This window comes from Streptomyces sp. NPDC047453 (genome assembly GCF_040643155.1).
Classification (GTDB): domain Bacteria; phylum Actinomycetota; class Actinomycetes; order Streptomycetales; family Streptomycetaceae; genus Streptomyces.
On the sequence record NZ_JBEYTS010000052.1, the window covers coordinates 17,183 to 43,061 of the forward strand.

12 protein-coding genes and 4 pseudogenes are annotated in these 25,879 nt (G+C 68.6%); 9 read left to right on the forward strand and 7 right to left on the reverse strand.

Annotated features, from left to right (window positions below; all coding sequences use genetic code 11):
* Positions 1–9: 9 nt before the first annotated feature.
* Positions 10–312: pseudogene (locus ABZ818_RS31210) on the reverse strand (helix-turn-helix domain-containing protein); the annotation flags it as partial.
* A gap of 361 nt (positions 313–673) precedes the next feature.
* Between ABZ818_RS31210 and ABZ818_RS31215 the strand changes: the two are divergent.
* From ABZ818_RS31215 to ABZ818_RS31225, 3 genes are all read left to right on the forward strand, one after another.
* Positions 674–4,204 (forward strand): ThuA domain-containing protein, encoded by a 3,531-nt coding sequence (locus tag ABZ818_RS31215; protein WP_361421967.1) that lies wholly within the window; start codon positions 674–676, stop codon positions 4,202–4,204.
* Between the two features lie 83 nt (positions 4,205–4,287).
* On the forward strand, positions 4,288–5,595 hold the full coding sequence (locus tag ABZ818_RS31220; RefSeq protein WP_361421970.1) for a hypothetical protein: 1,308 nt from the start codon (positions 4,288–4,290) through the stop codon (positions 5,593–5,595).
* Positions 5,596–5,796: 201 nt separating this feature from the next.
* The gene (locus ABZ818_RS31225; protein WP_361421973.1) at positions 5,797–7,008 is read left to right on the forward strand and encodes an ROK family protein; all 1,212 of its coding nucleotides are present in this window, start codon (positions 5,797–5,799) and stop codon (positions 7,006–7,008) included.
* Positions 7,009–7,023: 15 nt separating this feature from the next.
* Here ABZ818_RS31225 and ABZ818_RS31230 read toward each other — a convergent pair.
* Positions 7,024–7,485: pseudogene (locus ABZ818_RS31230) on the reverse strand (ATP-binding protein); the annotation flags it as partial.
* Between the two features lie 68 nt (positions 7,486–7,553).
* Positions 7,554–9,674: a SpoIIE family protein phosphatase gene (locus ABZ818_RS31235; protein ID WP_361421976.1), complete on the reverse strand. Its 2,121-nt coding sequence runs from the start codon at positions 9,672–9,674 to the stop codon at positions 7,554–7,556.
* Between the two features lie 690 nt (positions 9,675–10,364).
* Between ABZ818_RS31235 and ABZ818_RS31240 the strand changes: the two are divergent.
* Positions 10,365–11,569, forward strand: a pseudogene (locus tag ABZ818_RS31240) (PP2C family protein-serine/threonine phosphatase).
* Here ABZ818_RS31240 and ABZ818_RS31245 read toward each other — a convergent pair.
* Positions 11,466–13,388, reverse strand: coding sequence for a SpoIIE family protein phosphatase (locus ABZ818_RS31245; RefSeq protein WP_361421979.1), 1,923 nt, complete (start codon positions 13,386–13,388; stop codon positions 11,466–11,468). The pseudogene ABZ818_RS31240 and the gene ABZ818_RS31245 overlap by 104 nt on opposite strands.
* A gap of 284 nt (positions 13,389–13,672) precedes the next feature.
* On the opposite strand from ABZ818_RS31245, the gene ABZ818_RS31250 reads away from it, so the two are divergent.
* Together ABZ818_RS31250 and ABZ818_RS31255 are read left to right on the forward strand one after the other, a co-directional pair.
* Positions 13,673–17,830 carry a HAMP domain-containing protein gene (locus ABZ818_RS31250; protein ID WP_361421982.1) on the forward strand — a complete coding sequence of 1,386 codons (4,158 nt, stop codon included), beginning with the start codon at positions 13,673–13,675 and terminating at the stop codon, positions 17,828–17,830.
* Positions 17,827–18,420: a response regulator gene (locus ABZ818_RS31255; protein ID WP_361421985.1), complete on the forward strand. Its 594-nt coding sequence runs from the start codon at positions 17,827–17,829 to the stop codon at positions 18,418–18,420. The genes ABZ818_RS31250 and ABZ818_RS31255 overlap by 4 nt, the downstream gene beginning before the upstream one ends.
* A 242-nt stretch (positions 18,421–18,662) precedes the next feature.
* Here ABZ818_RS31255 and ABZ818_RS31260 read toward each other — a convergent pair.
* Positions 18,663–20,369, reverse strand: a pseudogene (locus ABZ818_RS31260) (SpoIIE family protein phosphatase); the annotation flags it as partial.
* Between the two features lie 552 nt (positions 20,370–20,921).
* Between ABZ818_RS31260 and ABZ818_RS31265 the strand changes: the two are divergent.
* Together ABZ818_RS31265 and ABZ818_RS31270 are read left to right on the forward strand one after the other, a co-directional pair.
* On the forward strand, positions 20,922–21,440 hold the full coding sequence (locus ABZ818_RS31265) for a hypothetical protein (protein WP_361421988.1): 519 nt from the start codon (positions 20,922–20,924) through the stop codon (positions 21,438–21,440).
* A gap of 329 nt (positions 21,441–21,769) precedes the next feature.
* Positions 21,770–22,726, forward strand: coding sequence for an NAD(P)H-binding protein (locus ABZ818_RS31270; protein ID WP_361421991.1), 957 nt, complete (start codon positions 21,770–21,772; stop codon positions 22,724–22,726).
* 601 nt (positions 22,727–23,327) lie between these two features.
* Here ABZ818_RS31270 and ABZ818_RS31275 read toward each other — a convergent pair.
* Positions 23,328–24,152 carry an alpha/beta hydrolase gene (locus tag ABZ818_RS31275; protein ID WP_361421994.1) on the reverse strand — a complete coding sequence of 275 codons (825 nt, stop codon included), beginning with the start codon at positions 24,150–24,152 and terminating at the stop codon, positions 23,328–23,330.
* 86 nt (positions 24,153–24,238) lie between these two features.
* Here ABZ818_RS31275 and ABZ818_RS31280 point away from each other — a divergent pair, with 86 nt between their 5' ends.
* Positions 24,239–24,379, forward strand: coding sequence for a hypothetical protein (locus tag ABZ818_RS31280; protein ID WP_361421998.1), 141 nt, complete (start codon positions 24,239–24,241; stop codon positions 24,377–24,379).
* A gap of 140 nt (positions 24,380–24,519) precedes the next feature.
* Here the strand turns inward: ABZ818_RS31280 and ABZ818_RS31285 are convergent, their stop codons facing one another.
* Positions 24,520–25,596, reverse strand: a complete 1,077-nt coding sequence (locus ABZ818_RS31285) for an acyl-CoA desaturase (protein ID WP_361422001.1) — start codon at positions 25,594–25,596, stop codon at positions 24,520–24,522.
* Between the last annotated feature and the right edge of the window lie 283 nt (positions 25,597–25,879).

A 25,879-nucleotide genomic window follows, 5' to 3' on the forward strand; every position in this document is an offset into this window, starting at 1 on the left:
CACCGGGCTCCAGGTCTTGGTGCGTTGGAAGGTGACGCCGCGTCGGGTGAGCAGACAGCGCAGGGCCTCGCGGCCGATGCGGATGACGCGGGTGTGGACGCGGCGCAGGTCGGCGGCGAGCTTGCGCAGGGACCAGCGGGTGAAGGGCTCGCCGAGCTTGGTCGGTCGGGTGATGGCCGTCTTGACGACGAAGTCCTCGTCGTCAGGGCTGAGTCGGCGGGGACGGCCTCCCGCCCAGCAAGGTTCCAGACAGGCCAGGCCGAACTCGTTGAACCGGTGGATCACATCGCACACCGTGTCCTCGTCGGCGATAACGTCGGCTGGGCAACGGCGTTCCTCTCGCCTTCAGCGGACTTTGGCTTGTTTGAGCAGAAGTTCAGTTCTTTTGCGAAAAACTTTCGCGCATCAGACTCTATCTTTGGCGGATTCGCGCCTATACGATCCGCGCAAGAACTTGGACCGCGTCGGTCGTTCACCAGTGATCCCGGTGAGCGACTGACGCGCAAGTCGGCGTAGTGGACGCACTTGCCGTCACTTCATCCCCAATCACACTGCAGCGACCGACCATCCGTTTGCCTTTTCCTCTGGACATACCGGCGCATACCGCACCCTTCCCGGCCGGACCGTCTCCGCGCGACGGCCCGTTGGTCGGGCGTACCCCCGAGGAGGTTCCATGCGCATAGCCCTCCGCCGCCGCCTCACCGCGTTCGGCGTGCTGCTCGCGCTCGTGGCCAGCGCGCTCATCGGCCTGGCATCGACGTCCGCCCCGGAGGCGGCCGCGGCCGCGCCGGACAGCCGCGGCATGCAATACAGAGTCTTGGTCTTCACGAAATCCACGGGCGGAGACCCGGCGGCGACCGCCGCAGGTGTCGGCGCCATCAGACAGCTCGGCGATCAACTCCGGTTCGCGGTCCAGGTGACCGACGACGCCCGCAAGTTCGACGAGGAGCACCTCAAGCAGTACCGCGCCGTCGTCTTCCTCAACACCAGCGGCGACTTGCTCACCACTGCCCAGCAGGACGCCTTCGAGGCGTACTACCGCGCGGGCGGCGGCTTCGTCGGCATCGGCTCGGCGATCGAGGCCCAGCCCGGCTGGGACTTCCTGTCCGACGCCCTCGGCACCCGCGCGTCCGGCCGGACCGGCGTGCAGCCCGGCACCATCAAGGTCGCCGACCGCGTCCACGAGGCGTCGAAGAACCTGCCGGAGTACTGGACCCGCACCGACGCCTGGTACAACTTCAAGTCCAACGTGCGTGGCAAGAGCCATGTCATCGCCACCGTCGTCGAGGACGCGTTCAAGCAGCAGTCGTGGGGTGGGACGCTCACCGGCATCAGCGGCGGCACGATGGGGCACGACCACCCGGTCACCTGGTGCAAGGACTGGCAGGGCGGCCGCTCGTTCTACACCGCGCTCGGCAACACCGCCGCCAGCTTCGGCGAGACCGACCTGCGCTCGCACCTCGGTGGCGCGATCAAGTGGGCGGCCGGGCAGGCCGACCCGGTGTACTCCGACTGCGGCGCGACGGTGCTGGCCAACTACCAGCAGACGACCGTCGCGGCACCGCCGAACCTGGGCGAGCCGATCGGCTTCGACGTCTTTCCCGACGGCCGGGTCATCCAGACCGACCGCCGCGGCAGCGTCCGGCTGCACGACCCCAAGTCGAACAAGACCACCGTGCTGGCCCAGATCCCGGTCTACCAGGCCAGCGAGGACGGCATGTACGGGCCGGGGATCGACAACGACTTCAAGACCAACCACTGGGTCTACCTCTACTACGCGCCACCCACGGTGAAGGACGTGAAGCTGTCGACCGGCAAGATCGTCACGCAGACGACTCCGGAGGCGAACGCGCCGAACACCGGGGACTCACCGGCGGCATGGGATCCCTGGGTCGGGTACTTCCAGCTCTCCCGCTTCAAGTTCGTCGATGCCACCGCGGACAAGCCGGCGCACCTCGACGTCGCGTCCGAGCAGGAGATCATGCGCGTTCCGGTCAACCGCGGCGCCTGCTGCCATGTCGCGGGCGACATCGACTTCGACAAGCACAACAACCTGTGGATGGTCACCGGCGATGACACCCCGGCCGGCGGCGGCAACTCCGGGGGCTTCAGTCCCTTCAACGACATGCTGACCACGAACGGACAGTTCAACGCCCCGCACGTCGACGCTCGCCGCTCGTCGCTGAACACCAACGACCTGCGCGGCAAGATCCTGCGCATCACGGTCAAGGACGGCGCCATCGCCGCCGGCGATCAGAACAAGTTCGGCGGCGCCTACACGGTCCCCACGGGCAACCTCTTCCCCGTCGGCAAGGACAAGACCCGTCCGGAGATCTACGCGATGGGCTTCCGGAACCCGTTCCGGATCCAGGTCGACGAGAACGACGTCGCCTACGTCACCGACTACTCGCCCGACTCGCAGACCCCGCAGAACTTCCGCGGGCCGGCTGGGACCGGCCGGGTCGAGATCGTTCGCAAGCCGGCGAACTACGGCTGGCCGCTGTGCTACCGGACGGACCTGCCGTACTACCGCTGGGACTTCAACACCTCCACGCCGCAGGACAGTCCGCCGCAGCCGTTCGAGTGCGACAACCCCAACCGCGGTCCACAGAACGACTCCCGGTGGAACCTCTCCGGTGGGCCCACCGTCGAGCCCGGCCTGGAATACGGCCCGCCGATCACCAACCCGGACATCTGGTACTCGTTCACACCCGAGAACCGGGCGGACAACCCGATCGGTACGCCGTGCTTCGCCTACTACAACGGCTCCGGTGCCACCACCTGCCCGCGGCTGTTCCCCGAGCTCGGCACCGGTGGTGTCGGCCCGCACGGCGCGGCCAAGTACCACTTCGACCCGGGCAACTCGGATCCGACGAAGCTGCCGCCGTACTACGACAACGCGGTCTTCTTCGGCGAGTTCACCCGGGACACCCTGCGGGAGATCCGACTGGACTCGAAGGGCCGGGTGTTCAAGATCAACAACTTGCTCGACTGCGGCGGCCTCTCTGCAAAGCGGGTCCCGGATACGAACAACCCGTTCGAGTGCGACAACCCGATGGACATGCAGTTCGACGGGAACGGTCACTTCTACCTGCTCGCCTACGGCGACGGCTTCTTCACCAGCAACAACGACGCCGGCATGTACCGGTGGGACTACGTCAAGGGCCAGCGCGCACCGATCCCGAAGCTCGCGGCGACGCCGACGAACGGCTCCGCACCGCTGACCGTGCAGTTCTCCAGCGAGGGCTCGCGGGATCCCGACCCGGGCGACTCGATCCGGTTCGAGTGGGACTTCAACGGTGACGGAGTCGTCGACTCGATCGACCCCGACCCGAAGTACACCTATACGACGCCGGGGCAGTACACCGCGCGACTGACGGTGTTCGACTCGAGCGGCAAGTCCGCCTCGGCGAACACGACCATCACGGTCGGCAACACCGCGCCCACCGTGACCGTCAGTACGCCGGTCGAGGGCGGCCTGTTCTCCTTCGGCGAGAGCATCCCGTTCTCGGTGACGGTCACCGACCCCGAGGACAAGACGATCGACTGCAGCCGGGTCGAGGTGACGTTCGTCCTCGGCCACGACAGTCACGGCCACGCCGAGCAGACCGTCCACGGCTGCACGGGTGTGCTGCCGACCGACCCTGACGACGTGTCCCACGGGGGCAACGTGTTCGGCGTCATCAGCGCCTCATACACCGATCGCGGTGGTGCCGGCGGTGTTCCGGCGCTGACGACGGTCGCTCAGAACGAGATCCGGCAAAAGCGCCAGGAGGTCGAGTTCGCCCTCGAGGAGTCCGGTACCAACGTCGCCACGACGAACGACCCGGACGGCGGAAGCCAGCACCGCGGCAGCCTCGGCAGCGGCGACTGGATCGCCTTGAACGGACCGTTCAACCTGCTGAACAGCGACTCGATGACGTTCCGGGTGGCGAGCACGTCGACGCAGGTGCCGGCGGGTGGCCCGATGGCCGCCGTCGAGGTCCACCTCGACTCGGTCGGCGGGCCGATTCTCACCACGGCGAAGCTCACGTCGACCGGTGACACGGCGAAGTGGCAGAGCCAGACGTTCCCGATCACCAACCCGGGCGGCAAGCACAAGATCTACCTCGTGTTCCGGTCGGTCACGGGCGGCCAGACCGGCGCCAACCTGTTCAACCTCAACTGGGTCGAGTTCGGCGGACGAGGGGTGAGCGCGCCGTAGCACGACCCCGCGGCCGGGCGCCGTGCGATCGGCACGGCGCCCCGGCCCTGGTTTGGTTCAGCCACTTCGAAAGAGGGACCACAATGGCCTTCAACAGCAAGTTCAACCGGCGCCGGTTCATGGTCGGCACGGGCGCGGCGGTGGCCGCGACGTTCAGCCCACTCGGCCCCGCATCCGTGTTCACGCCGGCCCAGGCGAGCGCGGCCAACGGGCGGCTCATCCCTGGCGGCAAGCTGGGCACGATCACCTACAGCCAGCGCGACGTGCCCACGCGGGTCGGCATCGCGGCGAGCGCGGCGCGCGGCGTCTCACCCACCATGGGTCGCCTGGGTGGCCCGAACTTCCCGCAGGACCCCACCGACCTCGGCCCGCTCGTGCCGCTGCCCGGCGGCTGGCTGGAGCTGTTCGAGTTCCTGGCGAACTGCGGCTTCAAGCAGATCGAGTTCGCCGGCTACGGCCAGAACGCCGCGAACCCCGGCGGTGACGTGCCCAACCCGGCCCCCGGCGGCGTCACCACACCGCAGTCGCGAGCGGCGTACCTGGCATACGCGCGTACGCTGCGCGGCTTCCTCGACGCGTACGGTCTGGAGGCGATCGGCAACCACGGGTTCGTACCGAACACGTGGAACGGCCCGAACAGCCCCGGCGGCGCGATGTCCGCACAGGACTACGAGCGGCTGCAGACCGAGCTCGAATTCGCGGCAATCCTGGGGATGCCGTACATGGGCACCGGCAACGACCCGACGAACGCGGGCAACCGCAACATCGAGCCGTGGACCGTCGCCGGTGAGAAATGGGAGGCGCTGAACACGATCAGCCTGCAGTCGGGCATCCACATGTACACCCACAACCACTCGCCGGCGTACAACTTCCTGCAGGACGGTCCCATGGTCACCGTGACCGAGGACCGCGTGACAGGTAGGCCGATTCCGCCCACGCAGGTGCGGGGAGAGTCGGGTAAGCGCCTCATGCAGCACTATCTCGACGTCACCGACCCGGCCCTGTGCGTCATAGAGCTGGACGTGTACTGGGCGCACGTCGCCCAGCACCAGTGGCGGTGGCGCTACGACTGGGAGGGCAACCGCGTCGAGGACATCTTCGACCCGGCCGCCCAGGTCGCGAAGCAGCGACAGCGGTACCAGCTGTTCCACGCCAAGGACGGCGACGCCACCGGCGAGGCACCCGGTGTCGGCAACGGCTACAACTTCATCCCGTTCGGCGACCCCCGCAGCGACATCGACTACAAGACCTTCTACAAGTCCATCGGCGCCAAGGGTCACTACAACTCGAACTACGAGCAGGACAACGCCCCGGGCGGCAGCTCGGATCCGGGCCAGTCCCTGCGGTTCGCCAGGATCAGTGCGACCAACATGGCGGCACTCCGCGGCTGACACCTGGCAGCTCTCCGTCCTGCTTGCGCCGCGGTGGCCACGCGACACGGTGGCGACCGCGGCGCGAGCGGGGTGCGTGCCGGCGAATCCTGTCTGAGGCTTTTACGTAGAAGAACAAAAGTTCTAGAGGTAAGGCCCGAAGATATAGAACACTCCTGGCAAAAGTCACTATCGTGGTTCAACGCAGCATGTTGTGCTGATATGAACGCGTCAGAGGTGAATCCGGTGCGAAGCCCAGAACTGCTGCATGTTGAGCTGCTGCGGCTGCTGCGGCTGCTGCGCGATGAAGGCGCGTTGTCGCGTGCTGAGCTGGCCGACCGCCTTGAGGTACCCCGGCGGCGGCTGCTCGCCGAGCTGGAGCGTCTGATCGCGGCGGGCTACGCCGTCGAGGCCGGGCCCGCCACGTCCCGAGGCGGCCGCCGGTCGACGCTCGTCGAGCTGAACCCGGATCTGCGTTTCGCCGCCATCGACCTGGACGCCACCTCCATCGACGTCGAGGTGACCAATGGTCGTCTGGAGCAGATCGCGACGTACCAGGAGTCCGCCGACCTCCGGTCGGGGCCGAAAGCGGTCCTCCACCGCGTCGACGAGTTGCTCGCAAAAGCCCGTGCGGAGGGGGCGTACGAGCGGCTGACCGCGGTCGGCATCGGGGTGCCTGGCCCGGTGAGCTTCCGCGACGGTATGCCGGTGTCGCCGCCGATCATGCCGGGCTGGGACCGGTTCCCTGTGCGGGAGTACCTCACCCGTGAGCACAGCTGCCCCGCGATCGTCGACAACGACGTGAACATCATGGCGATAGGCGAGCGGCATGGCGGCGCTGCGCACTCGGTCAACGATTTCCTGTTCGTCAAGATCGGAACCGGGGTCGGGTGCGGCATCTATCAGGACGGGCACGTCTACCGCGGGACTGACGGCTGCGCTGGCGACATCGGGCACATCCAGGTCGACGCGCACGGGCCGGTCTGTTCCTGCGGCAACGTCGGCTGCCTCGAGGCGCTGTTCAGCGGCGCCGTACTCGCCCGCGAGGCGACCGCGGCGGCGCGCTCGAATGGGTCCCCGGCACTGGCCGAGCGGCTTGCCGCCTCCGGCGCGGTCGGCGCGAAGGATGTGGCCGAGGGCGCGTCCGAGGGCGACGTGACGTGCATCCGACTCATCCGCGACGGCGGGCGCCACGTCGGCGGCGTGCTCGCCGGCTTGGTCAGCTTCGCCAACCCCTCGATGATCGTGATCGGTGGCGGGCTCGCCCAGCTCGGCAACATCCTGCTCGCCGAGATCCGCAGCGTTGTGTACCACCGGTCGCTGCCGCTTGCGACCAGGAACCTGCCCGTTGTGCTGTCCGACCTGGGGCCGCGAGCCGGTGTGACCGGCGCCGCGGTGCTGGCCAGCGACCTTGCCTTCGAGCAGGCGTCATGACGGACAACCCCAGCACTAGCTCGTCCAGAGGCCGCGGCCGCCGTCTCCCGTGGCCAGTTCCGCCCAGATGGCGTCGTAGCGGTGTCGCGTTCCCCAGCGGCGGGCCAGCTGAGCGACGATGAACAGGCCGCGGCCGCCTTCGTCGAAGGTCCGTGCCCGCCGCAGGTGCGGGGTGGTGGTGCTGCTGTCCGGTACTTCGCAGGTGAGATGGTCGGCTTCGAGGATGAGGCGGAGCTGGATCGGAGGTTGCGCGTAGCGGATGGCGTTGGAGACCAACTCGCTGACCACGAACTCAGTGGTGAATTGCGCGTCCTGCATGTGCCAGGCAGCCAGTTGGCGGGATGCGTGTTCGCGGGCGTCGGCCACGGCGGCGGGGTCCGGCGGCAGGTCCCAGGTGGCGACGTGGTCGGCGTCCAGGATCCGGGTGCGTGCCATGAGGAGCGCCACGCTGGTGGAGCCCGGCGCGCTCGGGATGACCCGGCCAGGGTGATTGTTGTGAGGTGAAGCCGCTCCAGCTCCGTGAGCGCACTCGTCGGGCACTGCGCTCAAGCAAACGGCTCTGTCCGGTGGATCAGGAGCATGGCGATGTCATCGCTGCGCGGTATGCCGTGAGAAGCGTACTGGAGGAGGGTATCGGTGAGGGTGTCCATGTCGTTGTCCCGGGCCTGGGCAAGCTGGTGGGCGAGTTCGGCGATGGCATGGTCGATGTCGATGCCGGGGGCTTCGACGAGGCCGTCGGTGTACAGGACGAGGATGGTGCCCGGGGGCAGCGGAATCTCCACGCTGGCGTAATCGGCGTCCGGGGTGATCCCGAGCAGGAGGCCGGGAGGCACCTGGAGGATCTCGGTGTGGCCGTCCGGGCGGCGTAGCAGGGGTGGGGGATGTCCGGCGGTGGCCAGGCGGGCGCGGTGCCGGGCCAAGTCGAGGTGGACGTAGAGGCAGCTGGCGAACAGTCCCGGGTTGAGGTCGCACATCAGTCGGTTGGTGCGGGCCAGGAGTTCGCTGGGAGGTGCGCCGGCGGCGGCGTGGGCGTGTACGGCGGTGCGGAGTTGGCCCATGAGGGCGGCGGCCTGCACGTTGTGTCCTTGGACGTCGCCGATGGCCGCGGCGGCGCTGGTGGCGTCGCAGCGGATGAGGTCGTAGAAGTCGCCGCCGATGTCCATGCCGCGGCCTGCGGGCAAGTAGCGGGCGGCGACGTGCAGGCCGGGGATGGCGGGCAGTCTTCGCGGCAGCAGGCCGTTCTGCAGGGTGCGGGCAAGATTGTGCTTGGCGTCGTACAGGCGGGCCCTGTCCAAGGCCTGGGCGATCAGACCGGCCACCGCGATGAGGAGGTTCCGCTCGGTCGGCGGGAAGCGGCGGGCCTCATTATAGGACAGCACCAGGAGCCCGACGGGACGGCCGCGGATGACCAGCGGCAGGAAGGCCCATGCGTTCCTGCCGCCATAGCGGACAACGTTCGGATAGGCGTGCCTGAACTCGTCGAAGCTGGCGAAGAAGAGGGGCCTCTGCATGGTCAGCGCCCGTGCGGGTGGGGTACTGGAGTTCAGGGACTCGCCGTCGAAGTGGGCCATGAAGGCCGGAGGGTACCCGCGGTGACCGACGACCCGCAGCCGTCCGTCGTCCGCCGTCATCAGGGCCAGGCCCGCAACCCCGAAGGCAGGCACGATTTGGTCGGCGACCCTGTCGGCCACGTCGTCCATCCGCACCATCTCGGTGAGGCTCGCCGCCAGGTGCATCAGGTGGTAGAGCGTCGTGGCCCCGGTCTGCTCCGCAGGAGGCGGGTTGGGTCGCTCCGGTTCGGCGGGCGGTGCATGCGGGAGAGGGACGATGTGGATGCTGACACCGGAGGCGTCGGGGTAGAGCTGGAAGGAAAGCCGCCGATCCAGTGGGCGCACAGCAGTGAAGTGAGCGGGCCGGCGGCTGATGACCGCGGCACGGAACCGGTCCTCGAAGGTGGGGTCGCCGAGCCACTGCAGGCGCTCCCACGGGCGGGCGCCCAGCAAGTCGGCGGCGCGAGCCCCGAGCAGGTCGGCCGCCGCTTCGTTGAGAAAAGTGATCCGGCCTTCCAGATCCAGTGACAGCGCCCCCGGCAGGCGGGCGGCGAAGTCATAGGCGGCCAGGGCTTCGCCTCGGCCCAGGGTGTGAGAACGCACCGGTTCCAGCACCCGCGGACGGCCCTCGGGTAAGAGCGGGTGACCGCTTGCCACAGCGCGCTTGAGCACCAGGCCCGCCTGGTGGCAGAAGGTGTCGATCGCCTCACGCTCACCCCGGTCCAGATTCGTGGGATGCCAGGAGGGCCACAGCAGGCAGACCGTACCCCGCACGGCACCACTGGCGATGATCGGGGCGGCTGCCACCGCGTGGTCCGGCACCACGAGAGCGAGCCTTGGGTAGCGCAAGGCCAACTCCTCGGGGCTGCCGACCCAGACCAGGCGCCTCTCCCGTGTCGCTTCAGCCACTGGGACCGCCTCCTCCACTCTGATCCGGGCCCACGGGGCGACGATGTGCCAGGAAGTCCCATACACCACCGACAACTGCAACGCAGACTCCCGCGGCGGCAGGAGGAACAGCATGCCGCCCGAAGCCCCAGCGTCCTGCATCAGGCGGCGGACGAGAGTGGCCAGGTCTTCCCAACCCGAGGCGGGGCCAGGGGCGGAAGACTGCACGCCTTTTCACCGACCTTCTGGAACTGGAGCGGGGCCTCGCATGCGGTGGGCCCGGGACGCCTCGGCCTTCATAGCGGGGACCACCTCGGTGCGCCTTCGCCCCGTCCCCGGCGCCGGCGTCACTTCCGCGAAAGGCTGCACTTGCCGGTGTACTGCGAGCACCTGATGGACCGCAGCGCGCACCTGTGGCACCGGATCTGCACCTGTCGACGCTGTGGTCGTTCTGCCCACCGGCTGCGGCAACGCAACACCGCACCAGCCGCATCGCGCGTGACCCATACAGGCACCATAGCCTTCCGAACAGGCATAGGCATCCAAAGTCACGCTCACCGCCCAACCGCGGCCGCGGCGCCGGCTTGAAGGCCCACTCCGGGGGCTACCGTCGGTGGTCGCCGCCTCGCCCCGGCTCGGACGTGCGGCGATACCCTTCGGACAGTCTGGGACGGACCAGGCAGGTGAAGCGGTCCGTCAGGGATTGGTCGCAATCGAACATGAGATCTAATGACGTGCATGGGACGCTGCCCCTCGCTCAAGATCATCGGTGACATCCTGTCCGTAGCCGTACACGCACCGCCTGCGGCGATCGCCGGTTCGGCGACAGTTCATGGCTGTGGCCGGAGCGTGGTCCCCTGACTTCGCTGCTGGAGTGCCTTCGCACACCGGGCCAAGAAGTTGCACACTGTGGAAGTCATGCGCGTGAGGAATCAACGTGTCGCGGGCCTGGGGCAGCCGTGGTCGAGCCACCTGTTGCTGCTGATACCGGTTGCGCTCATCGTGCTGATCACTGTCCTGGACATCGTGACCCCGGCCGACATTGTCCTCGGCCCCCTGCTGGTGATCGCGCCCGCGCTTACCGCGTGGTTCGCGGGCCCCTGGGTGACCAGCGGGATCGGGGCCCTGGTTGTCATGGCCCAGGGCTTTGCCGGCTGGCGTGATGGCCTGCTGTTGTCTCGGAACGTGCTGGTTGAGATGGCCGCTCTGGCGGTGCTGTCGATGGTGGTGGTCTCCTTCTGCGTGGTGCGTGACCGGCACAGGCGTCAGCTGGCCCGGGTGAGGACGGTGGCGGAGGCCGCCCAGCACGTCCTGCTGTGGCCGCTTCCCACCCGGCTGGGACCGCTGCAGCTTGCCTGCCTCTACCTGGCCGCTGAGGAGGAGGCCGAGATCGGCGGCGACCTCTATGCCGCCGCCCGCACCGACAGCGCGGCCCGCGTGATGATCGGTGACGTGCGCGGCAAGGGCCTGCCCGCCGTCGGTGAGGCCGCCCTCCTGCTCGGCGCCTTCCGCGAGGCCGCCCACCAACACGCCTCCCTACCCCAGCTCGCCGCCGCCCTGGAACGCAGCATCGCCCGCTACCTCATCGACTTCGAGCCGGAGGACGAGGCGGGCGAGCGCTTCGTCACCGCTCTTCTGCTGGAGATCCCCGACGACGAGCCCGTCGTCCGGATCACCAACTGCGGCCACCCGGCACCCCTGCTCCTCGGCCCGGACAACAGGGTGACCGTGCCCGGCCTCGACCCCGCACCGCCGCTCGGTATCGGCTTGACGGACCCCGACGACCACACCCTGGGCGTCCTGCCCTTCGGCCCGGGCGACACGCTGCTCCTGTGTACACCGACGGTGTCATCGAGGCCCGCGACCAGCACGGCACCTTCTACCCCTTCGCGGAACGCGCCGCCCAGTGGGCCGACCACGATCCAGAAGACCTGCTGCACCAGATCCGTCGTGACCTGATCGCCCACACCGGCGGGCGCCTCGGCGACGATGTCGCCCTCATCGCCATCCGCCGTACCCTCATTCCCCGTCCTGGCCACGAACTGGGATACGCCATCCAGTCCCATCGTGGTCCGCTACCCCTCCGAACCACCGAACCGATTCGCCCTCCGGCGGCCGACTGACCCCCTGCAGGTCGGCTGTGATGCCGCGCCTCTCGGGTACGGGAATGGCCTCCAGCACCAGCACGGCCAGGTCGTCGTCCATCGGCTCGGTGCTGAAGTCGTGCACGGCCCGCCGGACCCGCTCCGCCACGGCCTTCGCGCCCAGTCCGACGCATCCGCGCAGTACCTCCGTCAGGCCGTCGTCGTCGTCCAACTGCCGTGTGCCTCTGCGGCGTTCGGTGACGCCGTCGGTCACGCACAGCAGTGTCTCACCCGGCGCGAGGGTGAAGGTGTTGGCGTGAAACTCCTCAAGCTTGTCGATTCCGAGGAGCATCTGCGGGGCTGCGGCGGGAGTCACCGAGCCGTCGGTCGACAGCCGCAACGGAAGCGGATGGCCCGCGCTGGCTATCGTGCATCGCGCGCCACCGGCGACCACATCCGGCTCCAACTCCCCGTACAGCAGGCTCAGGAAGCGGGAGTTCTCGTGCTCGCCACGGAATGCCATGGCCTCGGCGGCCTCCTCCGCCATCGCGAGGTTCAGCCGGTTGAGCAGGGACTCGACGCCGTGGCCCTCCCGTGCCAGCAGCCGTACGAGGTGCCGGGCCAGGCCAGTGACGGACATGGCCTCCAGGTCGTGGCCGCACACGTCGCCGAGCAGGAAGCACCAGCGGTGGTCTCCCATCGGGAACAGGTCGTAGAAGTCTCCGCCGACGGTCTGGCCCTCACCGCAGGGCTCGTAGACGATCGCCGTGTCGACGCCCGGAATGGTGGCGAGGGACGTGGGGAGCTGGCTGCGCTGGAGTGTGCGGCTGATGCTCGCCTGCCGGGTGTAGCGGCGGACGGTGACCACCGCCTGGGCCACCCGCCGGGCCACGTCCTCCGCGAGCCGTACGACGGCGTCGGTCATGTGAGGGAGTCCTGCTCGGCCGATCAGGAGCGTGCCGTGGTACTGCCCGCCCGCGATGAGCGGGAACGCCAGCGCGGAGCCGCCCTGCTCGGCTCCTCCAAGCGCGGGCCAGGGCCACGGGGCACCGGTCATCCCCGGCGCGGCAGGCGGACGGTCCTTCTCCAGCGCCAGGCGGAGTGTGCGGATCCGCCGCTCGTCCATGTGCCAGACATGGGAAAGCCGCAACTCGGTGCTGCCGGTGGTCAGCCATACGCCGCACCAGTCGGCGAGCCTGGGGACCAGGAGCTGTCCGGCGAGCGCTGCGACCATGTCCTCGTCCAGCTGTCCGACGAGCAGCTCGCCTGCCTCGGCGAGGAACGACCGTCCTTCACGCTCGGCCCACTCGACGCTGCGGCCCCGGCCGTCGCGCGGCGGCGCGGCCGTATCGGGCTCGGGGGTCGCCGGCTCGCGGGGAATGGGTTCGGTGAGGCCCTGCTGTCCGGTCTCGAGCGGGGTCTCCATGGCGCACTCCACGCGGAACCAGTCGGCCTTCTCGGTATGCCGGTAGGTCACACCCCACGACTGGGCCAGTGCGCGCATCAGCTGCCGACCGTAGCCGCGTACGTCGCTGGGCATGCCATTTTCGTCACGGAGGGTGCCGGATGGGCTGTGGTCCAGCACTTCGACCACGACCCCCAGCCGTGCGGCCGCACCCCGCATGGCATCGGCCGGCGAGCCTCGACCGACGTCGAGGCGGCAGACCACTTCGATCTCGAACGCGGCCTGTGCGGCGACGCTGGTGACCAGTTCGCTGACGAGGAGTGCCGCGTCGTCGAGGAGCCGCTCGCTGATCGCCGGCGCTCCCGGGAACTGCAGAGCGGACCGTTCGACGAGCGCGACACGCAGGAACTTGCGCGCCGTCGAGGCAGCGAGTTCGTTTGCGGGTACGCGCATCCGCGACACGGATTCACGCGGATCAAGGGATGAGCCCATTGGCGACTCCCGGCCGGTCCGACACACATGGTGAATGTAGCCTAAAAAGGAAGTAATCGGATCTTTTTGCTTGTCGGGAATGGGTTGCCATGGAATCTGTCACCCAGCCTGATCGCGCTTCCCGTGAGCCAGAACTCCGGGACCGGGGGCCCGCTGACACCGGCCCCGAGGCCGCAGGCCGACCCGGCCCCGCGCCGGACGGTGAGTGGATACGCGTCGCCGATCTGCGTCCGCTGCTCGCGGCCATGAATGCGTTCTGCGACGGCGACTTCACCGTACGCACAGAGGGACTGTCCGCAGGGGTCCTCGCCGAGATGGCGGGGGTGCTCAACCAGATCATCGTGCGGAACGCGCATCTGGCCTCGGAGCTCGACCGAGTACGCCGGGAAGTGGTGCGACGAGGACGGCTGGACGAGCGGCTCGCAGCGAGTCCCGGGCAGGGCGCGTGGACCACGAGCGTGGAAGCGGCCAACACCTTGCTGGAGGCGTTGGCCGTCCCGGCCGTGAACGCCACCCGCGTCCTGACCGCCGTAGCGGACGGTGACCTGACTCAGCGCGTCGAGTTGCACGACGGCAAGCGCCAACTCCGCGGCGATCTGCGGCGCCTGGGGCATGGGGTGAACCGGATGGTGGAGCAGTTGTCGCTGTTCACCGGCGAGCTGACCCGCGTCGCCCGGGAGGTCGGTACCGAGGGCCGTCTCGGCGGGCAGGCCACGGTGCAGGGGCTGGTCGGCGACTGGCGTAACGCGACCGAGGCCGTCAACACGATGGCCTCACGGCTGACCGCACAGGTGCGCGACATCGCGGTGGTGACCACATCGGTCGCGCGCGGCGATCTGACACGCCAGGTCACGGTCGAGGCGAACGGCGAACTGCTGGAGCTGAAGCTCACCGTGAACACGATGGTCGACCAGCTGCGCGCGTTCGCCGACGAGGTGACGCGGGTGTCCCGTGAGGTGGGTACGGAGGGCCAACTGGGCGGCCGGGCTCATGTACCGGGCGTCTCGGGCGTGTGGAAGGACCTCACGGACAACGTCAACTTCATGGCGTCGAATCTGACCTCGCAGGTGCGCAACATCGCCCAGGTGACCACGGCGGTCGCCAACGGCGATCTGAGCCAGAAGATCACGGTGGACGCGCGGGGCGAGATCCTGCAGCTGAAGAGCACCGTGAACACGATGGTCGACCAGCTGTCCGCGTTCGCGGACGAGGTCACGCGCGTCGCCCGCGAGGTCGGCACCGAGGGCCGGCTCGGTGGCCGGGCGCAGGTGCGCGGCGTCTCGGGGGTGTGGAAGGACCTCACGGACAACGTCAACTTCATGGCGGAGAACCTCACCTCGCAGGTGCGCAACATCGCCCAGGTCGCCACCGCTGTCGCCCAGGGCGACCTCGGCAAGACGATCACCGTGGAGGCGAAAGGGGAGATCCTGGAGCTGAAGTCGACGATCAACACGATGGTCGACCAGTTGTCGGCGTTCGCGGACGAGGTCACGCGCGTCGCCCGCGAGGTCGGCACCGAGGGCAACCTGGGTGGCCAGGCACAGGTCCGCGGCGTCTCGGGCGTGTGGAAAGAGCTGACCGACAATGTCAACTTCATGGCGCTGAACCTGACCTCGCAGGTCCGCAACATCGCCCAGGTGACCACGTCCGTTGCCAACGGCGACCTGTCGAAGAAGATCACGGTGGACGCGCGGGGCGAGATCCTGCAGCTGAAGAGCACCGTGAACACGATGGTCGACCAGTTGCGCGCGTTCGCGGACGAGGTCACGCGCGTCGCCCGCGAGGTCGGCACCGAGGGCCGGCTCGGTGGCCGGGCGCAGGTGCGCGGCGTCTCGGGGGTGTGGAAGGACCTCACGGACAACGTCAACTTCATGGCGGAGAACCTCACCTCGCAGGTGCGCAACATCGCCCAGGTCGCGACCGCCGTCGCCCAGGGCGACCTGTCGAAGAAGATCGATGTGGACGCGCGCGGCGAGATCCTGGAACTGAAGACGACCATCAACACGATGGTCAACACGCTCTCCTCGTTCTCGTCCGAGGTCACCCGCGTCGCCCGCGAGGTCGGCAGTGAGGGGCAACTGGGCGGTCAGGCGCGGGTGGAGGGTGTCTACGGAACGTGGAAGCGGCTTACCACCAACGTCAACGAGCTCGCCCTGAACCTCACCACCCAGGTGCGGGCGATCGCGGAGGTGGCCAGCGCCGTCACCCAGGGCGACATGTCCCGCGCCATCACGGTCGAAGCCCAGGGCGAGGTCGCCGAACTGAAGAACAACATCAACCTCATGGTCTCCAACCTCCGCGAGACCACCCGCGCCAAGGACTGGCTGGAGTCCAACCTCACCCGTATGGCCGCCCTCATGCAGGGCCACCGCGACCTCGTGGAGGTCGCCGACCTGATCCTGCGCGAGCTGACCCCGCTGGTGAATGCGCAGTTCGGTGCATTCTTCCTGGCCGAGGCAGGAGCGCCGCACGCCGAGGGCCTGCAGTTCATCGCCGGGTACGGTACCGACCGGGCCGGTGAGAGCAGCCCGCTCCCCGGCGCCGGCACTCTGGGCCGCGGCCTGATCGCACAGGCCGCGCAGGAGAAACACCGCATCCTCATCACCGACGTCCCGCCGGACTACATCACCATCAGCTCCGGGCTCGGCATGGCGTACCCCGCCAGCATCGTCATCCTGCCGATCCTCTTCGAGGATCAGGTGCTCGGCGTGATCGAGTTGGCCTCGCTCAGCAAGTTCAGCGATGTGCACCTGGCCTTCATGGACCAGTTCGCCAACACGATCGGCGTCTCGATCAACACGATCATCGCCAACTCCCGAACGGAGTCCCTGCTCTCGCAGTCCCAGCGCCTCACCTCCGAATTGCGCGAGCGGTCGGACGAACTACAGCGCTCCAACGCCGAGTTGGAGGAGAAGGCCGCCCTCCTCGCGACCGCCTCGCGGTACAAGTCGGAGTTCCTGGCGAACATGTCGCACGAGCTGCGCACCCCGCTCAACTCGCTGCTGATCCTGGCCAGGCTGCTCGCCGACAACCCCGACGGGAACCTGTCCGAACAGGAGGTGCAGTTCGCGACCACCATCCACCGATCGGGCTCGGACCTGCTCCAGCTGATCAGCGACATCCTCGATCTGTCGAAGATCGAAGCCGGCCGGATGGACGTGCGCCCGAACATACTGCCGCTGGTCAAGCTGCTTGACTACGTCCACGCCACGTTCCGGCCGCTCACCATCGACCGAGGCCTGGGCTTCGATATCGCTGTCGGGGAGAACGTACCGGCCGAGCTGTACTCCGACGAGCAGCGCCTCCAGCAGGTGCTGCGCAACCTGTTGTCCAACGCCCTGAAATTCACCCACGCCGGCAGCGTGGAGCTGCGCGTCGAGCGGGTGCCGGGGGAGCAGTTCGAGGAGGCGACACTCAAAAACGCCGAAGCCATCATCGCTTTCTCGGTCAAGGACACCGGGATCGGCATCGCCCCCGAACAGCTTCCGATGATCTTCGAGGCGTTCCAGCAGGCCGAGGGCACCACCAACCGCAAGTACGGCGGCACCGGCCTCGGCCTGTCCATCAGCCGGGAGATCGCCGGGATGCTCGGCGGCAAAATCCTCGCGGAGAGTGAGCCGGGTGTGGGCTCCCGCTTCACCCTCTACATTCCCTCGCACTACCCAGGCTCCACCACCGGGCAGGGCCCGCCGGAGCTGCGCACCGTCGGCGCCCCGCCGGCGGAGAACCGGGCGCGGGCAACCGCCGCCGAGGACGCATCACCTGGGCACGTGTTGGACCGCGGGGTGAGCGCCGACATCCTGGATCCGGGCCTCCTGAGCCCGGACGATCTGATGGGAAGGCGAGCCACGGGGACGGCTGACGGCCGCGAGGACGCCTGGCCGGAGACGACTCGGCTCAAGGAATGGCTTATCGGGCGCCCTGGTCGCGTACTGGCAGGCCGTCACATCCTCATCATCGACGACGACATCCGCAATGTCTTCGCCCTCACGCACGTACTGGGCCGCGTCGGCATCACCGTGAAGTACGCGGAGAACGGCCGAGAGGGCCTTGAGGTCCTGGAACGGTCCCCTGACGTGTCCCTGGTCCTGATGGACATCATGATGCCGGAGATCGATGGATATGAGACCACCCGCATCATCCGGGACACCCCCCGCCTCGCGCACCTTCCGATCATCGCGCTCACTGCCAAAGCGATGCCCGGAGACCGCGAGAAAGCGATAGACAGCGGCGCCTCCGACTATGTGCCCAAGCCGGTGAACGTCGACCACCTGCTGTCGGTCATCTGCGATCTGCTCGACCCGCAGAACGGCTCTCCTGAGCCGGCGCAGGATGGGGGGACCGCCGATGAACCGTCCGACGCAGAGGACGGCGCCGACGATCCGCCCAGGGAAGCGCCATGAACACCAGCCCGGCCGACCCATGCAGCATCCTGATCGTGGACGACATGGAGGAGAACCTCATCGCGTTCGAGGCCGTACTCGGTCCGCTCCACCAGCACTTGGTCCACGCGCGTTCGGGGGAGCAAGCGCTGAAGGCGATGCTGCGACAGGAGTTCGCCGTCGTCCTCCTGGACGTCCGGATGCCCGGCATGGACGGCTTCGAGACCGCCGCCAACATCAAGCGCCTCGACCAGACCAAGGACGTGCCCGTCATTCTGGTGACGGGGACCGAGCCGGGCGCTGACTACACCTACCGGGGATACGCGCTCGGCGCCGCCGACTTCATCACCAAGCCCATCGACCCGTGGGTGCTGCGCACCAAAGTCAACGTCTTTCTCGATCTGTACCGCAAGAACCGCCAGTTGGCGACACGCGCACAGCCCTCGGACGCAGACCGGCTTGCGGAGATAACCGAGCAACTCGCCCAGATCGAGCTACTGCTGCGCAACAAGCCGGAAGCCGAGACGGCCCATCTCGCCGACCGCGTCGCGGAGGTTGAACGGTCCGTGGGTACCCTCCTCCCAGGCCGCACCGACCACTATTCAGCTTGATCGGCTGACCATGTGCCGAACCCCGGGCGCACGATGACCTCGCAGCCTTCGCCGTGCCCGTCGTCCAGAGCGGCCGGCGTCCGACGAGGAACGTGGCGCACCCGCTCTATGAGACCTGGGGGTACGAGTGGTTCGGGGAGGTTGCGCCATTCCCCCCGGCGTGCGCGAGAACGGCAACGACTGCTGGCGCTGGCAGTTGCCGGGACCCCGTGGCGGTAAGGGCGCGGTGGGCACGGCGTGGGTCAGAGGCCACTGCCCTCCGTGGGAGGGGCCCCGATGATCTGCTGGTCAGGACTGGGCGGGCAGATCCGGGCGATGAGTAGGGCAACGTCGTCGTGGTCGCCGGGGTCCCGCAGGGCGTGCAGGAGCAGGTCACAGGTTTCTCCCACGGGGCGGCCCTCGGAGCCGTCCAGCAGGCCGAGGAGAGTGTCGAGGCGGTCGTCGATGGGATGGTGGCGCGTTTCGACCAGGCCGTCGGTGTAGAGGACCAGATCGTCGCCCGGACCGATGTCGAGCGTGCTGCTGTGGAAGGTGACGCCGCCGACACCCAGCGGCGCGCCGGGGCACAGGTTTAGCAGCTCGGGGGGTCGGCCGGGGTGGACCAGGACGGGGGGCAGGTGTCCGGCGTTGGCGATGTGGCACTCACCGTGGTGGGGGTCGTAGACGGCGTAGAGGCAGGTGGCGATGTAATGCTCCAGACCGCTGGTGATCCTGTCCAGGTGCTGGAGCACCTGGGCGGGGTCGAAGTCGAGTTCGGCCAGGGTGCAGGTGGCGGTGCGCAGGCGGCCCATGGTGGCGGCGGCGTCGATGCCGCTGCCCATCACGTCCCCCACGACCAGGGCGGTCTTGTCGTCGGTCAAGGGGATGATGTCGAACCAGTCTCCGCCGACTTCGCTGGTGGCCTGGGCGGGCTGGTAGCGGGAGGCGATCTCCAGGCCTACCAGGTGCGGTGGGTGCTCCGGCAGCAGGCTGCGCTGGAGGGTGACGGCGGCGTTGCGCACGCTCTGGTACCAGCGGGCGTTGTCGATGCTCACCGCGGCACGGTTGGCCAGCTCGCCTGCCAGTACGGCGTCGTCATGGTTGAAGGGCAGGGGGTTGCGTGCGCGTTTGAGGTCCAGGGCGCCGAGCACTATGCCGCGGGCGCTCAGCGGCACCGCCAGGTAGGAGTGGATGCCGGCGCGGGCCAGGAGCGTGGCCGCCTCGGGATTGCGCGCTATACGGGACAGATCGCGGTCGTTCACGTGCGGTACCAGAACCGGTTTGCCAGTGCGGACGCACTGGGTGACCAGGCGGTCGGCGGCGTAGGCGGCCAAGTCGCCTACCTGGTCGGCGGCGCGGGTGGCCTCGGTCGGGTAGGCGGCGGCCAGGGCAAGGGCGCGGAAGAGTTCTGGGCCGCTGCCCGGCGCGGCGGTGCGGTGGCAGGCCAGGACCGTGTCGAGTACGTCCACCGCCGCGATGTCGGCGAGCTCGGGCACGGTGACCCCAGCCAGCTCGCGGGCGGTCTGGTCCACGTCCAGCACGGTGCCGATGAGAGCCGAGGCATCAGCGATCAGGGTCAGGCGCCGTCGGGCCCGGGCGGCTTCGGTCGCCAGGCGGTGCCGCTCGGTGACGTCCGCGATCGAGGCGGCCACTCCCCGCGCCCGGCCGACGGCGTCCTGCAGCCGGTAGAGGGAAACCGACCATGCATGGTCGTGATCCGCATCGGCCCAGGTGCGGCCGACGACGTTCTGGTCGAGCAGCGGGACTCCCGTCTCCAGAACCCGCCACTGCGCGGACTCGATGGCCGCGGTGTCCACATGCGGCAGGACCTCTGAGACATGGCGGCCGACATGCTCCTCGATCGACAGGCCATTGATGCGCTCCAGCGCCGGATTCACGGCCACGTACCGCAGATCTGTGTCCATGACGGCCAGTCCGACCGGGGACTGCGAGACCAGCCTCCCTGACAGCTCATTCAGCAGCCTGCGGGGCTGGGACGTCCTGGGGACATCGTCTTCGGCCCGAAAGGATTCGGATGTGTTCATCCCGGCCATCCCCTCTTGCAGCCGTCACCCCAGTTGCCTCCGGGCGCCGTCCTGGGCCCGAGACGCTGGTCCTTCGCAACCTCCATGATGTCCACGAAGCAGCCCGTCATGCATCCCCCCTCGGCCCCAGAAGATCCTGCCTTCCGCGGCCTTGATCGTGCGCCAGCACGGCCGGCAGGGAGGCCAGGAGCGCCACAGCATCGCGGAGGAAAACCGTCAGGCCACCGAGGAGCGCGCCGACTGACGGAACCGCGCGGCGGACGTCTAGGGCCCCCAAGGTCGAGTAGGGGGTGATACCGGTAGGCATGCTGTTCGACCGCCACCGTGCCTGGGCGGGCGGAAGGAAGTGGCTGTCTCGGGGGCTGCTGCATCGACTGCTGAGTCGAAGCGCGACGCGTCTTGCACTTAGTTCAACTTGTCGGCTACGGTCCTACTTCATCAACCAATTGAACTAAGTGCAAGTCGAGGAGGGTCCCCATGAACATGCTCGCCGCTGTCATGCAGTTGCTCGTCGCCGCCGCTTTTGTCAGCATTCCGGTGGTTCGCCACCGCTTCGGTCCCGCCGCGAAGGCCGCCGCCGTGGCCGAGCTCCGCCGCCAGGACGTCCGCCCAGAGGTGCTGGAGGAGAACAGGCTCCGCTTCGACGCCGGCGGCCACGAAACCGCGGCACCGGTGGCCGTTGCCGCGGTGATGACCGCCACCGCCGCCTTCAACTTCGCCGGCGCCGACCTGGCACAGCTACTGACCTGGATCTTCTCCTCCCTGGTCCTGCTGATGAACGCAGGCATCGTCTACAGCAACCTCACCGCGGTGAAGTCAGTGGAGGCCGCTTTCCGCCGCAAGAGCGACCCGGAGCTGGCCCGGATCAAGGTTGCGCCCTTCCTCCAGGCCGCCGAGAACGCCTTCCCTCACTGGGTGCGCGCCCAGACCTACCTCCGCAACACCACGGTCTTCGCCGGCTCCGCCGTCGCCCTGATAGCCGTTTCCCTCGGCTGACAGCGACGGTGTCTCCCAAAAGTGCAGTCGGGTGACACCCGCGCATCCTGCGGCGAATCGCCGCTCCAGATAGGGCTTGTAGGGGCCCAGTCTGGTGGGTCGCGGCCAGTGCTTGCGCAGGGTGTCCTGCCAGTGCGCGGCGCGCGCGTATCGCAGCACGGTGTTGAGGCCCCAGCCCAGGTGGCGGGCGATCGCCCGACGCGAGTGGCCCTGCGCGAGCAGCTCGTGGACTGGGGCGTGCGCGGCCCTTCTCGCGCTGGGCACGCCGACCATCAGGAACCGAACCGACGCGCACCGAGTTGGCGGTCGACGAGCGCTACGGTCGTGCCATGACACAGACGCAGAGGATTCTCGTCTCCGGTGCCACCGGAACCGTCGGTCGCCAGGTCGTCGCCGAGCTGCTCGCCCGCGGCCATGCGGTCCGCGCCCTCACTCGGGATGCGGCGAGGGCCGACCTCCCGGCCGGTGTCGAGGTCATCCAGGGGGATCTGACCGAACCGGCCAGCCTGGCTCCGGCGTTGGAGGGCGTCACCGGCCTCCATCTGATCACCTTCGGCGGGGCCTGCTTCGCCCCGCTGGAGACCGGCCCGCGGATCCTGGAGCTGGCCCGCACGGCCGGCGTACGCCGGGTCACCGTGCTGCATGGCGGCGGGCCGTCGTTGCTGGAGGACGCCGTGCGTGCCAATGACGATGTGGACTGGACCGGGCTCATGCCGGTCGAGTTCATGGCCAACTGCCTGGAGTGGGCGGACGGGATCGTGGCCTCGGACGAAGTCCGGGAGCCGTTCGTCTCTCGGCTGAGTGCCATGGTCCACGAGGGCGACATCGGAGCCGTCGCCGCGGTCGCGCTCACCGAAGAGGGCCGCGGGGGCCAGGAGTACGTGATCACCGGCCCCGAGTTGCTGACCGTCGGAGACAAGGTGGCGACAATCGCTGCCGCCCGCGGCCGGGAGATTGCCCTCGTCGAGCTCAGCGAGGAGCAGGCCGTCGCGCAATGGCGGGTGGCAGGCCACCCGGAGGACGTGATCGGCTTCCTGATCGAGGCGTACGGGATGGGGGCCAGTCGAAATCCGAGGCCGGCCCGGTGCCGTTGCGCACCAGGTAGAAGGCGCGGACATCGGCCGGGACCGCCAAGTCGAGATCCTGCTCCAGCGAGCGGAGCTCGCCCTCCGTCGCGGGCGCGGGCAACCGCTGGAAGGTGCGGGGCGCATGCTCCTTCAACCACGTCTCGATCCGCGCCCAGGCGACGAGGGTCTGTTCAGCCAGTATCTGATCATCGGTCATAGCCCGGACCATAGCCGTGAGCGATGACACCGGCCTTGGCCGTTGACGAGGTCCCACCTGGACCACCTATTGAGCACGACCTCATAGACGCCTGAGACGCGTAGCCATCGAGGCTGCCGACGGTTGAGTCGAACTGTGCACTCCACGGGCGCAGTGCTGGAGGCGAGCGCGTCGAATCACCTCAGTTACCTCGAATGCGGCGACGCAGTCGGTGCTGGCTTGTTCGGGCCTCCGGTCGAGGCTGGGTGCCGTCGGCCCAGCCGGGGTGGTGTGGGGCAGCGGGATCCCGTACCGGGCCGGCCGCAGCGGCATCTGGGGCCGCGACCGGTTCGCGGTCCTCGCCGCGGCGTGCGGCTTGAGCGTGCGCGCGTACCTGGCCGAGCTGACCATCGAGGAGGAGATGGTTTGCGCGCGTGGTACGAGGAACTCGATGGCCGCTGATCGCACGTCATCAGTTGCCTGAGGTCGTACGGAGCTTCCGGGAGGCCTGCGGCTGGGCAAGACTGTGTTGACGGCGGCGCTTCCATGCGCACCCGCCGGAGGCAGGAGGTACGCCTACCGGCGAAGGGCGAACCCGGAGTCCCAGTCCACCGCATGGCACGGTCACGTCTGGGCGATGAACTCCCTCAGGACGGCGGCCAGCCGCTCCGGCCGGTCCTCCGCGATCAGGGTCCTCGAATCCTCGATCTCCACCAGCCGTCCCTGCGGGAGGAGTTCGGCCAGGCGCCGACCGTGCGCGCGGGGCATCATCAGGTCCTCGGTGGCCCAGACGACGAGCGCAGGCTTGTCGAACTTCCGCAGCCCTTCGGCCGCTTCGAGCAGTTCGCTCCTGCGGATGTTCGTGTTGTAGTGGCGGAAGTCGCGCCGGATCGCCGGGTCGGTGCGCAGGGGACGCAGCCAGCGGCCGACGATCTCGTCCGGTACGGGGCGCTTGGTGAGGGCGCCGATTCCGACGGGCAACCGGCGCAGTGGTTTGAAACCCAGGACGCGGACCATGAGCGGCAGGGCGCCGGGCACCCGGCAGGCCGCGCCGATCATCTTGCCGGGCAGGCCGGGCGGATAGTTGTCGAAGGCCTCGCAAGAGATCAGCACCAGCCGGGCCAGCCGCTCGGGGTGTTGGGCGGCGACCGTCTGGGCCCGGCCGCAGTCGCTCTCCACCAGGGTGACGTCCCTCAGGTCGAGCCGGTCGAGGAACTCCACGATCAGGTCGATGACGAGGTCGGGGGTGGGCGGCCGGTCCATGGGGGTGCGGTGGGAGCCGTAGGGCAGCGTGGGCGCGATCACCCGGTTGCCGGCCCGGAGTCCGGCGGTGACGTCGCGCCAGACGGTGGCGTCGTGGACGAGGCCGTGCAGGAGGACTACGACCGGGCCCTCACCACCGGTGTCGTCGTAGGAGATGGTTCCCGCAGTGAGCTCTATCTCCGGCATGGGCAGATCCTAGTGCCGCATCAGGCAACGTTCGCCCTGCGGCTGGCCGCCCTCAGTCATGCCTTGCCGCAGCCCGCCTGGGCTGCGTGGTGGCGTCGACAGCCCTGTCGACGCCGGGCTCGCTGACCTACCTCATCGACCGTGAGCAACTCCTGATGACGGGCACCCGCGGCTACGGCGCCGCCGCGGCCGATGAGCTCGCCCCGGTCCTGGACGGAACGTCATGACGGCATCCGGCGGTGGCTGTGACCTGTCGTCGACACCCGCTTGGGCGCAGTAGACCCAAGTAGGCGTGTACGCCCCTGTGTTGCCGGTCCCGGTCGGCACAGGGGCGCACACGCCCGCGACGTCGCCCGCCGTACCGTGGTCAGGACCCCTTGCGCTGCCGTCTGATGGGTTCCCCCGCCCGGTGCAGGTGGGTGAGTGCCTCGCGGTAGGACTGGATCAGTCCGGTCTCGTGATACGGCACGCCGAGGTCCGCGCAGTACGCGCGTACGACGACTTGGGCCCGACGTAGATGAGGAGTGGGCATGCTCGGGAACAGGTGATGCTCGATCTGGTAGTTGAGCCCGCCGAGCATCAGGTCGGTGAGCCGGCCGCCGCGCACGTTGCGGGAGGTGAGCACCTGGCGGCGCAGGAAGTCGGGGCGGTCGTCGCCGGTGAAGGTGGGCATGCCCTTGTGGTTCGGGGCGAAGATGCTGCCGAGATACACACCGAAAAGGCACTGGTGCACGGCGAGGAACGCCACGGTCTTGCCGGGGGAGAGCACCAGGAACAGCGCGGACAAGTAGGCCACCATGTGCAGGAACAGCAGGCCGCCCTCCAGCAGGCGGCTCTTCATGGACGGCGAGCGCAGCGCCCGTACGCTCGCCACGTGCAGGTTGAAGCCCTCCAGTGTCAGCAGCGGGAAGAACAAGAACGCCTGGTGGCCGCCGATGAAGCGGGCCAGACCGCTGCTGTTGCGGGCCTGCTCGGTGGACCACACCAGGATGTCCGGGGCGACATCGGGGTCGAGTTCCTCGTGATTGGGGTTGGCGTGGTGGCGCGTGTGCTTGTTCATCCACCAGCCGTAGCTCATGCCGATGCCGAGGTTGCCGAAGAGCCGGCCCGAGATCTCGCTCGCACGGCGTTTCCGAAACACCTGTCGGTGCGCCAGGTCGTGTGCCACGAGTGCGACTTGACCGAACATCAGGGCCATGAAGGCGGCGACCGCCAACTGCCACCAGGTGTCGCCCAGCGCGACGAAGGCCGCCCAGCCCGCCGCCAGCAGTCCGGTCACCAGTCCGAGCCGCACCGTGTAGTACCCGGGGCGTCGCCGCAGCAGACCCGCCTCGGTGATGCGGTGGGACAGCCGGGCGAAGTCGCTGGCGCCGTCGGGGCGGGGTCTGCGGGGATGCACGGCGGCCGGTGCGGTCGTGACCGAGGCGTCGGAGGAAGTCGTCATGCAGGCGAGTCTGGCTACGGCCGCCCCACCGCCACCAGCCTGTCAGCCGTAGGCCTCCTGGGGGGCCGAGCCCCCACCACCCCATGGGGTTGTCCCCACCCCTATACCCCCTGAACTGGGTCTTCTCAGTCACACCCGAACGACGCAGACGATGTCGAGCGCCACCCATGCCCGCGATGCGCGGCCCAGCCCGGATCACCGTGCCGCTCACGCTCCGGCGCCGTCACCGGCGTTGGGGACCAACGGCTGTACCGCTGGTCCCCAACGCCGGAACGGCTGCTTC

What these genes read in the sequence shown, in the direction of transcription:
- ABZ818_RS31215 (WP_361421967.1), top strand. Translation starts at nt 674, where the DNA reads ATGCGCATAGCCCTCCGCCGCCGCCTCACCGCGTTCGGCGTGCTGCTC.
- ABZ818_RS31220 (WP_361421970.1), top strand. Translation starts at nt 4,288, where the DNA reads ATGGCCTTCAACAGCAAGTTCAACCGGCGCCGGTTCATGGTCGGCACG.
- ABZ818_RS31225 (WP_361421973.1), top strand. Translation starts at nt 5,797, where the DNA reads ATGAACGCGTCAGAGGTGAATCCGGTGCGAAGCCCAGAACTGCTGCAT.
- ABZ818_RS31245 (WP_361421979.1), bottom strand. Translation starts at nt 13,388, where the DNA reads ATGCGCGTACCCGCAAACGAACTCGCTGCCTCGACGGCGCGCAAGTTC.
- ABZ818_RS31250 (WP_361421982.1), top strand. Translation starts at nt 13,673, where the DNA reads ATGAATGCGTTCTGCGACGGCGACTTCACCGTACGCACAGAGGGACTG.
- ABZ818_RS31255 (WP_361421985.1), top strand. Translation starts at nt 17,827, where the DNA reads ATGAACACCAGCCCGGCCGACCCATGCAGCATCCTGATCGTGGACGAC.
- ABZ818_RS31265 (WP_361421988.1), top strand. Translation starts at nt 20,922, where the DNA reads ATGAACATGCTCGCCGCTGTCATGCAGTTGCTCGTCGCCGCCGCTTTT.
- ABZ818_RS31270 (WP_361421991.1), top strand. Translation starts at nt 21,770, where the DNA reads ATGACACAGACGCAGAGGATTCTCGTCTCCGGTGCCACCGGAACCGTC.
- ABZ818_RS31275 (WP_361421994.1), bottom strand. Translation starts at nt 24,152, where the DNA reads ATGCCGGAGATAGAGCTCACTGCGGGAACCATCTCCTACGACGACACC.
- ABZ818_RS31285 (WP_361422001.1), bottom strand. Translation starts at nt 25,596, where the DNA reads ATGACGACTTCCTCCGACGCCTCGGTCACGACCGCACCGGCCGCCGTG.